This is a genomic window from Pseudoxanthomonas sp. GW2, assembly GCF_000283075.1.
Lineage (GTDB): Bacteria > Pseudomonadota > Gammaproteobacteria > Xanthomonadales > Xanthomonadaceae > Pseudoxanthomonas.
In genome coordinates, this window is the sequence record NZ_ALIP01000095.1 from 1 (window position 1) to 10,595 (window position 10,595).

The 10,595-nt window shown below is 71.8% G+C and carries 8 protein-coding genes; all 8 read right to left on the reverse strand.

Annotation, left to right across the window (positions count from 1 at the left end; genetic code table 11):
* Positions 1–12 precede the first annotated feature (12 nt).
* The 8 genes from B351_RS0107105 to B351_RS0107140 all read right to left on the reverse strand — a co-directional run bounded on the left by B351_RS0107105 (position 13) and on the right by B351_RS0107140 (position 10,280).
* Positions 13–2,793, reverse strand: coding sequence for a nitrate reductase (locus tag B351_RS0107105; protein WP_019398355.1), 2,781 nt, complete (start codon positions 2,791–2,793; stop codon positions 13–15).
* Positions 2,793–3,158 (reverse strand): nitrite reductase small subunit NirD, encoded by a 366-nt coding sequence (gene nirD, locus B351_RS0107110; protein WP_019398356.1) that lies wholly within the window; start codon positions 3,156–3,158, stop codon positions 2,793–2,795. The genes B351_RS0107105 and nirD overlap by 1 nt, the downstream gene beginning before the upstream one ends.
* A 1-nt stretch (position 3,159) precedes the next feature.
* Complete coding sequence (nirB, locus tag B351_RS0107115; protein ID WP_019398357.1) at positions 3,160–5,625, reverse strand: nitrite reductase large subunit NirB; 2,466 nt, start codon at positions 5,623–5,625, stop codon at positions 3,160–3,162.
* On the reverse strand, positions 5,622–6,134 hold the full coding sequence (locus tag B351_RS0107120) for a GNAT family N-acetyltransferase (RefSeq protein ID WP_019398358.1): 513 nt from the start codon (positions 6,132–6,134) through the stop codon (positions 5,622–5,624). Before B351_RS0107120 ends, nirB begins: the two co-directional genes overlap by 4 nt.
* Before the next feature lie 54 nt (positions 6,135–6,188).
* Positions 6,189–7,052, reverse strand: a complete 864-nt coding sequence (locus tag B351_RS0107125; RefSeq protein WP_019398359.1) for a formate/nitrite transporter family protein — start codon at positions 7,050–7,052, stop codon at positions 6,189–6,191.
* 43 nt (positions 7,053–7,095) lie between these two features.
* Positions 7,096–8,265, reverse strand: a complete 1,170-nt coding sequence (locus tag B351_RS0107130) for a NarK/NasA family nitrate transporter (RefSeq protein WP_026010466.1) — start codon at positions 8,263–8,265, stop codon at positions 7,096–7,098.
* 373 nt (positions 8,266–8,638) lie between these two features.
* Positions 8,639–9,703 (reverse strand): CmpA/NrtA family ABC transporter substrate-binding protein, encoded by a 1,065-nt coding sequence (locus B351_RS0107135; protein WP_019398361.1) that lies wholly within the window; start codon positions 9,701–9,703, stop codon positions 8,639–8,641.
* Positions 9,704–9,707: 4 nt separating this feature from the next.
* On the reverse strand, positions 9,708–10,280 hold the full coding sequence (locus B351_RS0107140) for an ANTAR domain-containing response regulator (protein ID WP_019398362.1): 573 nt from the start codon (positions 10,278–10,280) through the stop codon (positions 9,708–9,710).
* Between the last annotated feature and the right edge of the window lie 315 nt (positions 10,281–10,595).

The window sequence follows — 10,595 nt, forward strand, 5'->3', positions numbered from 1 at the left end:
GGGGGGCGGCGGTCAGGCGCTGGCGGCCTGGCGGACGAGCCGGGTGAGTTGCGGGACACAGGAGCCACAGACCGTGCCGCAGCCCAGGCGCTGCTTCAGCGCGGCCAGGTCGGCGCCGGCGCGCACTTCGGCCCGGATCGCCGATTCGCTGACCTGGCGGCAGACGCAGACCACCGCATCGCGCGCCACTTCGGGCAGCGCGGCAAAGGCGGCCAGGCGCGAGCCCTGCCAGGGCTCGCCCGCCAGCGCGGTGCGCAGCAGGGCTTCGCCGCCGGGTCGCACGTCGCTCCAGAGCAAGCCATCGATACGGCTGGCCCCTGCGGCAACGCGCCAGGCCACGCGCTTGAGCTGGCCGCGGCGGGCGTCGCGGTACTCGAGGGTGTCGGCGGAGGCGGCCAGGCCCAGCGCGTTCTCCAGCGCGGCCTGCCAGTCGGCTGGCATCGCCCCGGAGGCCGCAGCGCGCAGCACCACCCAGCCGCTGCCTTCGACGGCTTCCGGATCCACGTCCGGCTGCAGCGCGACCGAGGCGTAACCGCACGCCGCAAGCAACGGCTGCACCGCGGCATGCATCGCCAGCACGTCGCCACGGCGCGCGGCCAGCAGATGCCAGCCGAACTCCGCCCTCTCCACCCGCACCGCGGCGTGCTTGAGCTCGGGCTGGCGCGAGCGCGTGTCGACCGCCGGCTGGCTGAGCTCGTTGATGCCGCCGCTGGCCAGGTGCTGGCCGCTCCAGTGCATGGCCGCGAACACGGTGCCGGAGCCGACCTCGTCGGACAGCTCCAGCGGCAATACCAGGCCGCCGCGCTTGCTGGACACGCGCACCAGCTCGCCGGCCTTGAGGCCGCGCCGTGCCGCATCCTCGGGGTGCATGCGCAGCGCAGGCTCGGGGCTGTGCGTGTACAGCGCCGGCACCCGCCCGGTACGCGACATGCCATGCCACTGGTCGCGCAGGCGCCCGGTCAGCAGGCGCAGCGGGAAACGCGCCGACGTCGGCTCGGCGACTGGCCGGTACGGGGTGGCGTGGAAGCGTGCGCGACCATCGGCGGTGGCGAACACGCCGTCGGCATAGCGGCGGGCATCGCCTTGCGTGGCTCCTGCCGGGAAAGGCCACTGCTGCGGACCGCGTTGCTCCAGCAACTCGTAGTCGAGGCCACCGATATCCAGGTCGCGGCCCACGGTCAGCGCGCGGTGCTCGGCGAAGATCGCCGCAGGCGTGTCGGCGGCGAACAGCGGCGCGGCGCCCGGCACGGCCAGTCGCGCTTCCAGCCGCAGCGCGACCTCGCGTGCGATCCACCAGTCCGGACGCGCCTGTCCCGGCGGCGCCACCGCGGCGCGCACGCGCGAGATGCGGCGCTCGGAATTGGTGACCGTGCCCTCCTTCTCGCCCCAGGTGGCGGCCGGCAGCAGCACGTCGGCATAAGGCACGGTATCGGTATTGGCGAAAGCCTCCTGCACGATCACCAGCTCGGCGCGCTGCAGCGCCTCGCGCACCGGGCCAAGGTCGGGCATCGAATGCGCGGGGTTGGTGCAGGCGATCCAGATGGCCTTGATCCGGCCGGCGCGCACGGCCTCGAACAGCTCCACCGCCGCCAGTCCGGGCTGCGGCGACAGACTGCCGGGCGGCAGCTGCCACAAGGCCTCGACCTCGGCGCGGTGCGCCGGATCGGCGATCTCGCGGTGGGCGGCCAGCATGGTCGCCATGCCGCCGACCTCGCGCCCGCCCATGGCATTGGGCTGGCCGGTCAACGAGAACGGCCCCGCCCCCGGACGGCCCAGCTGGCGCGTGGCCAGGTGCAGGTGGATCAGGGCCAGGTTCTTGTCGGTGCCGTGCACCGACTGGTTCAGGCCCATGCAGTACAGCGACAGCGACGCCGGGCTGCGCCCGAACCACTCGGCCGCGGTCACCAGGTCCTCGACCGGCACGCCGCAGATCTCCGCCGCCATGCGCGGGCTGTAGTCGCGCAGCAGGCGCTTGAGTTCGCTGAAGCCGGTGGTGTGGCGGTCGATGAAGTCCTGGTCGAGCAGCCCCTCCCACACCAGGTGGTGGAGCATGCCATTGAACAGGGCCACGTCGGTGCCGGGCTGGATCTGCAGGTGCAGGTCGGCCATGGCCGCGGTATCGGTGCGGCGCGGATCGACCACGATCCAGCGCACGTCCGGATCCTGCGCCCTCGCCTCCTCCAGCCGCCGGAACAGCACCGGATGCGCCCAGGCGGCATTGCTGCCGGCGAACAGCACGGTCTTCGCCTGCTCCAGGTCCTCGTAGCAGGTGGGTGGGCCGTCGGCGCCGAAGGCCAGCTTGTAGCCGGCCACCGCGGCGGACATGCACAGCCGCGAGTTGGTATCGATGTTGTTGGTGCGCAGCAGGCCCTTGGCCAGCTTGTTGAAGACGTAGTAGTCCTCGGTCAGCAGCTGCCCGGACAGGTAGAACGCCACCGCGTCCGGGCCATGGCGCTCGACGATGTTGGCCAGGCGGTCGGCCACGCTGTCCAGCGCCACCGCCCAGTCCACCGGCCGGCGCGGATCCTGGCGGCGGTGGCGCAGCTCCGGCACCAGGGCGCGGCCCTGCAGGCTGCGCGCGGTCTCGGCCAGGGTGCGACCCTTGCTGCACAGGCGGCCCAGGTTGGCCGGATGCAGGGGATCGCCTTCCACGCCCGTGATGCGTTCGCCGGCGGCATCGTGCCGGCTGTGCACCAGCACGCCGCAGCCCACGCCGCAGTAGCAGCAGGTGCTGCGGGTGGTGCGCCGCTCCACCGCCGGCGGCGCCTGCGCGGTGCGGACGGCGCCGTCCATCAGGCCACCGCCTCCGCGGTGCCCGCCGGCGTGGCCGGTTCCAGCGGCAGCGCCAGCCACACCTCTTCGCCGCGCAGCTGCACCGGGTAGGTGCGCGCGCAGCCCACGTCAGGGGCGCAGGCCTGGCCGTCGTCGAGGCGGATGTTCCAGCCGTGCAGCGGGCAGGTCACCGTTTCCCCGGCGACGATGCCCTGCGACAGCGGACCGCCGCGATGCGGGCAGCGGTCGGCCAGGGCGAACACCTTGCCCGCCTCTGGACGGAACAGGGCGATGGCCTCGCCCTGCCCGCAGTCCAGCACGCGCGATCCCAGCAGCGGGATCTCCCCGAGCGTGCACACCCGCACCCAGTTGGCATTCGTGGGCATGTCAGTCCTCCAGGGTCGCGGGGATGCGCCGCTCCGGCGCCTCCAGCTTCAGCGGCGTGTACTCGCGCGGACGCTCGCCGGCGATCCGCGCCTGCCACGGATCCGGCAGGCCTTCCAGCGCATAGAGCAGGCGCTCGTACAGCGCGCGCCGGCTTTCGGCGTCTTCGACCACCTTGCGCTTGACGTACTCCAGGCCCACGCGCTGGATGTAGTGCACGGTGCGGTCCAGGTAGTACGCCTCCTCGCGGTACAGCTGCAGGAAGGCGCCGGTGTATTCCTTCACTTCCTCGGCCGTGCGCACCTTGCACAGGAACTGCGCGACCTCGGTGCGGATCCCGCCGTTGCCGCCGACGTGGATCTCCCAGCCCGAATCCACCGCGATGATGCCCACGTCCTTGATCCCGCTTTCGGCGCAGTTGCGCGGGCAGCCGGAGACGGCGAGCTTGACCTTGTGCGGGCTCCACATGTTGGCCAGCATGGTTTCCAGGTCGATGCCCATCTGCGTGCTGTTCTGGGTGCCGAAGCGGCAGAACTCGCTGCCCACGCAGGTCTTCACCGTGCGGATCGATTTGCCGTAGGCGTGGCCGGACTTCATTCCCAGGTCGCGCCAGACATCGACCAGGTCTTCCTTGCGCACGCCCAGCAGGTCGATGCGCTGGCCGCCGGTGACCTTGACCATGGGGATGGCGTACTTGTCGGCCACGTCGGCGATGCGGCGCAGTTCGGAGGGATTGGTGACGCCGCCCTTCATCTGCGGCACCACCGAGAAGGTGCCGTCCTTCTGGATGTTGGCGTGCGCGCGCTCGTTGATGAAGCGGCTCTGCGGGTCGTCCACCGCCTCGCGCGGCCAGGTCGAGAGCATGTAGTAGTTGATCGCCGGGCGGCAGGTGGCGCAGCCGTTGGGCGTGCGCCATTCCATGAAGGCGTAGGCCTGGGCGTGGCTGACCAGGTGGTGCTCGCGGATCGCCTGGCGCACCTCGCCGTGGGTAAGGCTGGTGCAGCCGCACACCGCCTTGGTCTTGGGCGTCTCCTGGAAGTTGGAGCCCAGGCAGTTCATCAGGATCTGCTCGACCAGGCCGGTGCACGAGCCGCAGGAGCTGGCGGCCTTGGTGTGCTTCTTGACCTCGTCCACGGTGAACAGGCCCTGCTCGCGCACCACCTTGACGATGGTGCCCTTGCACACGCCGTTGCAGCCGCAGACCTCATCGGTGTCGGCCATGGTCGCGGCGCGGTCCTGGCCGGCGGTGCCGGCCTCGCCCATCGCGGTCTCGCCGAAGGCCAGGGTGTCGCGGCGCCCGCCGATCGCGGTGCCGTCCTTGATCTGCTTGAAGTACCAGGCGCCGTCGGCGGTGTCGCCGTACAGGCAGGCACCGACCAGGCGGTCGTCGCGGATCACCAGCTTGCGGTACAGGCCGGCGGCCGGATCCGACAGCACGATCTCCTCGGTCCCCTCCCCGCCCATGAAGTCGCCGGCGGAGAACAGGTCGATGCCGGTGACCTTGAGCTTGGTCGACACCGCCGAGCCCTTGTAGATACCGATGCCGAAGGTGGCCAGGTGGTTGGCGCAGATCTTCGCCTGCTCGAACAGCGGCGCGACCAGGCCGTAGGCGATGCCGCGGTGCGCCGCGCATTCGCCCACCGCGTACACCCGCGGGTCGTAGGTCTGCAGGGTGTCGTTGACCACGATGCCGCGGTTGCAGTGGATGCCGGCGGCCTGGGCCAGGGCGGTGTTGGGACGGATGCCCGCGGCCATGACCACCAGGTCGGCGGCGACCTCCCCGCCGTCGGAGAAGCGCACCGCGGCCACTTCGCCAGCCTCGTTGCCGACGATCTCCGTGGTCGAGGTGTTGAGCCTGAAGTCCAGCCCGCGCTCGCGCAGCGACTTCTCCAGCAGCGCACCAGCCACCGGGTCGAGCTGGCGCTCCAGCAGCCAGCCGGCCAGGTGCACCACGGTCACCTCCATGCCGCGCTGCCTGAGGCCGTTGGCCGCCTCCAGCCCGAGCAGCCCACCGCCGATCACCACCGCGTTCCGCTTCACCTTCGCGGTCTCGATCATGGTGCGGGTGTCGTGGATGTCGCGGTAGCCGATGACGCCCTTCAGGTCCTTGCCGGGGATCGGCAGGATGAAGGGCACCGAACCGGTGGCCAGCAGCAGGCGGTCGTACTCGGCCTCGGTGCCGTCGGCCGCCACCACCCTGCGGCGCACGCGGTCGATCCGGGTGACCTCCTTGCCCAGGTGCAGGGTGATGCCGTTGTCCGCGTACCAGGACAGCGGATTGAGCACGATGTCGTCGAAGTCCTGCTCGCCGGCCAGCACCGGCGACAGCAGGATGCGGTTGTAGTTGGGATGCGGCTCGGCGCCGAACACCGTGATGTCGTACATCCCGGGCACCAGCTTCAGCAGCTCCTCGAGCGTGCGGATGCCGGCCATGCCGTTGCCCACCACCACCAGCCTGGGCTTCTTCATCGTGTTTCCTCGCTTGGCCCCTGCAGGGCCAGGGTCATGAACGTGGAACAGGGGTCCTCGACGTAATCCGCGAACGGAGCGCAGGGACGGAAGCCGGCACGCGCGTACAGCGCGCGTGCCGGCACATAGGCGGGCTGGCTGCCGGTCTCCAGGCTGAGCCGCCGGTAGCCGCGACGGCGCGCCTCTTCGACCACCCGCGACAGCAGCGCCGCCGCCACGCCGCGGCGACGCGCGCGCGCCACGGTGCGCATCGACTTGACCTCGCCGTGGGCCGGATCCAGCTCGCGCAGCGCGGCACAGCCGAGCAGCACGTCGCCATCCCATGCGCTCCAGAAGGTGATGTCCGGCGCGCGCAGGCGGTCGAGGTCCAGCGCATGCACGCTTTCCGGCGGCGACAGCCGGTACATCTCGTCCAGGTGCTCCTGCAGCAGCGCCGCGATCTCCGGACCGGTCAGCGGATCGACCACGATCCGCAGCGGTGCCGCGTGCTGGGAGGAGTCGCCTTCCATGGCAACAAAGGGGTCGTGCGATGTCATCGTCGGACTGGCCATGGCCGGCTGCACTCAGGCGGTCCCGGCAGTGGCGCCCGGCGCCGGCGACGAAGCGGGCGCAGGGGGCACAACGGCGGCACCGGCGGCGGTGCGGGCATGGGTCGCGTACATGGTCAGGCCGACGAAGGTCAGGCCGCCAACCAGGTTGCCGACCACGGTCGGGATCTCGTTCCAGACCAGGTAGTCGCCGAAGGAGAACTGCCCGCCGAGCATCAGTCCGCTCGGGAACAGGAACATGTTGACGATGGAGTGCTCGAAGCCCATGTAGAAGAACACCATGATCGGCATCCACATGGCGATGACCTTGCCGGACACGTGGGAGGACACCATCGCCCCGACCACGCCGGTGGAGACCATCCAGCTGCACAGCACGCCGCGCACGAACAGGGTCAGCATCCCGGCCGCGCCGTGGGCGGCATAGCCCAGGGTGCGCGCCTCGCCGATATGCCCCAGCTTCTGGCCGATGGCATCCGGCGCGGTGCTGAAGCCGAAGGTGACGATGATCGACATGAACACCGCCACCGTCAGCGCGCCGGCGAAGTTGCCCGCGAACACCAGGCCCCAGTTGCGCAGCACCCCGCGCCAGGTGCAGCCGGGGCGGCGGTCGATCACCGCCAGCGGACACAGGGTGAACACGCCGGTCAGCAGGTCGAAGCCGAGCAGGTAGAGGATGCAGAAGCCGACCGGGAACAGCAGCGCGCCCAGCAGCGGCTGCCCGGTCTGCACGGTGACGGTCACCGCGAACGCGGCCGCCAGGGCGAGGATCGCGCCGGCCATGTAGGCGCGGATCACGGTGTCGCGGGTGGACATCAGGATCTTGGCCTGGCCTGCGTCGACCATCTTCGCGGCCAGTTCGGAGGGGCTCACGTAGCTCATGGCGGTCTGCCTGCTGTGGGGGAGGAAGGAACTGAAGGAACCGCTACACGCGGGCGTCGCCGAGGCGTGCCCAGCCGACGCGCCAGCGCTGCTTCACCCCGACCAGGCACAGCGAGGCCGCCAGGGCGATGCCGGCGAACAGCCACAGCCCCGGGCCGTAGCTGCCGGCCTGCTGCTTGACCACGCCCAGCCCGGCCGCCAGCAGGAAGCCGCCGACGCCGCCGGCCATGCCGATCAGTCCGGTCATCAATCCGATCTCGGCGCCGAAGCGCTGCGGCACCAGCTGGAACACCGCGCCGTTGCCAGCGCCCAGGCACAGCAGGGTCAGCACGAACAGGGCCACGGTCACCACCGGGCCGCCCACCTGCAAGGCCGCGGCGGCCACCAGCACCGTCACCGCGGCGTACACCGCCTGCAGCGAACGGGTGCCGCCGATGCGGTCGGCGATCACGCCGCCGAGCGGCCGCATCACCGAGCCGGCCAGCACGCAGGCGGCGGTGGCCCAGCCGGCGACCTTCGGTTCGAACGCGAACTGGTCGTGGAAATAGCCCGGCAGCGCGCTGGCGAAGCCGGAGAAGCCGCCGAAGGTGATCGCGTAGAAGAATATGAACCACCACGAGTCGCGGTTGCCGACCAGCACCCGTGCGTAGTCGCCCAGTCCCTTGCGTGCCACCACCACCGGCGCCTCGCGCGCACAGGTCCAGAACACCGCCAGCACCAGCAGCAGCGGGATGCAGGCCAGGCCGAACACGTTCTGGAAGCCGTAGGCCACTGCCAGCGCAGGCGCCAGCAGCGCGGCGAACACGGTGCCGGAGTTGCCGGCGCCGGCGATGCCCATCGCCGTGCCCTGGTGCTGCGGCGGATACCAGCGCGAGGCCAGCGGCAGCGCCACCGCGAACGAGGCGCCGGCCACGCCCAGCATCACGCCCAGCAGCAGCACCTGGCCGAAGCTGTGCACGCCCAGCCGCCAGGCCACGGCCAGCGCGGCGATCACCACGATCTGCGCCAGCACGCCGGTGGTCTTGGCGCCGATGCGGTCGGCCAGCAGGCCGAGGAACAGGCGCAGCACGGCACCGCACAGGATCGGCACGGCCACCATCAGCGCGCGCTGCTGGGTGTCCAGTTGCAGCGCCTGCGCGATCTGCACCTGCATCGGGCCCAGCAGGTACCAGACCATGAAGCTGAGGTCGAAGTAGAGGAAGGCCGACAGCAGGGTCGGCGTGTGTCCGGCTTTCCAGAACGAACGGTCCATCCGGGTCTCTCCTGGCAGCGGTGGGGGCACCGCGGAGCTGGAAACAAAAAAGCGCCTCCCGGCCGGGTGGCCGGAAGACGCCGTTGTCTTCGTGCCGGCCGCCGTTGGCCGGACTTGCAGGTTTTGGTGCGGGCACCTCGTTGCACCCGCACCATGGACTACGCAATCAGCGTGCCAACGTCCGCTGCGATGCAGCACGGACCACCGGAAGCCTTGTGCCGCCTGCGTTCCGCCGGAATCCAGGGACGCCGGGGCGGCGTGCCCGGACGCGCGCCACGACCGGCGTCATGCACCTCCGCGGTGCCATCGCGCACCGTGCGCGTGCACGTCGCGCTCAGGGCGGCGCGGGTGCGCCCGGGCGCGAATCCCCATCCGGCACCGGCACGCCCAGCAGCGCCGCGGCCTCGCGGTAGCTGCCGGTGCGGAACACATCCACCAACCATGCCTCGTCGCCATCCGCCGGCGGCAGCCAGCCCCAGCGGCGGAACTGGCCCAGGATCCAGCGGCCATCGGAGATCCACGGGAAGTTCGCCTGGCCATCGGCGTGGAACTGCAGGACCTGGCCGGGCTCGCCCGCCGGCAGCAGGCCGGCGAGCAGGCGCTGCGCCGGCACGCCGATCGCATCGTCGGCCGACAGCCACTGCGCGGCCTGGCGGCGGTGGTCCGGATCGGCGTCCAGCCAGCGGCAGGCTTCCAGCACCGCGGCGGTGAGCGCGACCGCCAGCTCCGGTTCCAGCGCGGCGAAGCTGCGGCGGGTGGCCAGCACCTTTTCCGGGTGCCCGGGCCACAGCCGCCCGCTGGCCACCACGCGCCGGCCCGCGCCCAGGTTCTCGGCCTCCGCGCCCCAGGGCTCGCCGGCGCAGAATCCATCCAGTTCACCTTCCGCCAGCGCCTGCGGCATGCGCGACGGCGGCAGGGTCACCACCTCGATGTCGCGCAACGGATCCGCGCCCTGCGCCGCAAGCCAGTAGTAGAGCCACAGCGCGTGGGTGCCGGTGGGAAAGGTCTGCGCGAACACCGGCCGCCGCGGCAGCGCGCGCAGCAACTCCGGCAGCGGGCGGCCCCCGGTCAGGCCGGCGGCCAGTGCCGGCCCCAGCACGATCGCCTGGCCGTTGTGGTTGAGCCCCAGCAGGATGGCCAGGTCCGCCTGCGGCCCGCCGATCCCGGCCTGCACGCCCAGCACCATCGCCGACATCGCCTGCGCCGCGTCCAGCGCGCCGGTGAGCAGGCGGTCGCGCAGCGTGGCCCACGACGGCTGTCGGTGCAGGCGCAGCTGCAGGCCATGGCGCCGGTCCAGGCCCAGGTGCGAGGCGGCCAGCAGGGGCGCGGCGTCCAGCAGCGGCATGAAGCCCACGTCCAGCGGGCGGAGGAAGGCGGTGGTGGCGCGGGTATCGGTCATGCGGTCAGCCCAGCAGGTCGGCCATGGCCAGGATGCGGCGCGCCACGTCCGCGAGCTTGAGGCCCTGTTTCATCGCCTGCTGGCGCAGCGCGGCGTAGGCCTCGGCCTCGGCCATGCCGCGGCGGTCCATCAGCAGGCCCTTGGCGCGTTCGATGTCCTTGCGGTCCTGCAGGCGCTGCTCCAGCTCATCCACGCGCTGGCGCTGGTGCGCCTGCTGCTCGAAGCGGGCCATGGCCACGCGCAGGATCGAGGCCAGCCGCCCGGGCGCCAGCCCGTCGACCACGTAGGCGGCCACGCCGGCACCCAGCGCTTCGCGGATCAGGCGTTCGTCGCCGTCGGCCGAGAACATCACCACCGGGCGCGGCGCATGCCGGTCGACGATGGCCAGCTGTTCGAGGGTGTCGCGCGAGGGCGATTCGACGTCCAGGATCACCACGTCCGGCTGCTGCTCCTGCACCGCGCGCAGCAGGCCCGCGGTGGAGACGTGCGACAGCACCTCGCAGCCGGCATCGGCCAGCGCCTGCCGCAGCTCGGCGATCGGCTTGTCCGTGTCGTTGACCAGGAGGACGCGCGGCATCGGGACGGGGCGGCGGGGGATGCGCCTGATGTTGCCATGCAACATCGCCGCTGTGGGAACCGGTCGCGCCGGGCACGCGCGGCGGCCCCGGCGGCAAACCGCGGCAGCGGTCACTGATCGCGCAACTGGGCCGGTGCAGCCCCTCAACCGCCGCGCTGCCGCGGCCGTTAGGGAAACAGGTCGCGGGACAGCGTCCCCCGCCGCGAACGGCTGCGGCCAGGTGCCGCCAGGTCGGCCCGCCTTCCCGGGCCGCACCACCGGCTGCGCCGTTTCCGTTCGCGGCATGCCCCCCCCGGGCATGGCGCCCGCCCGCGT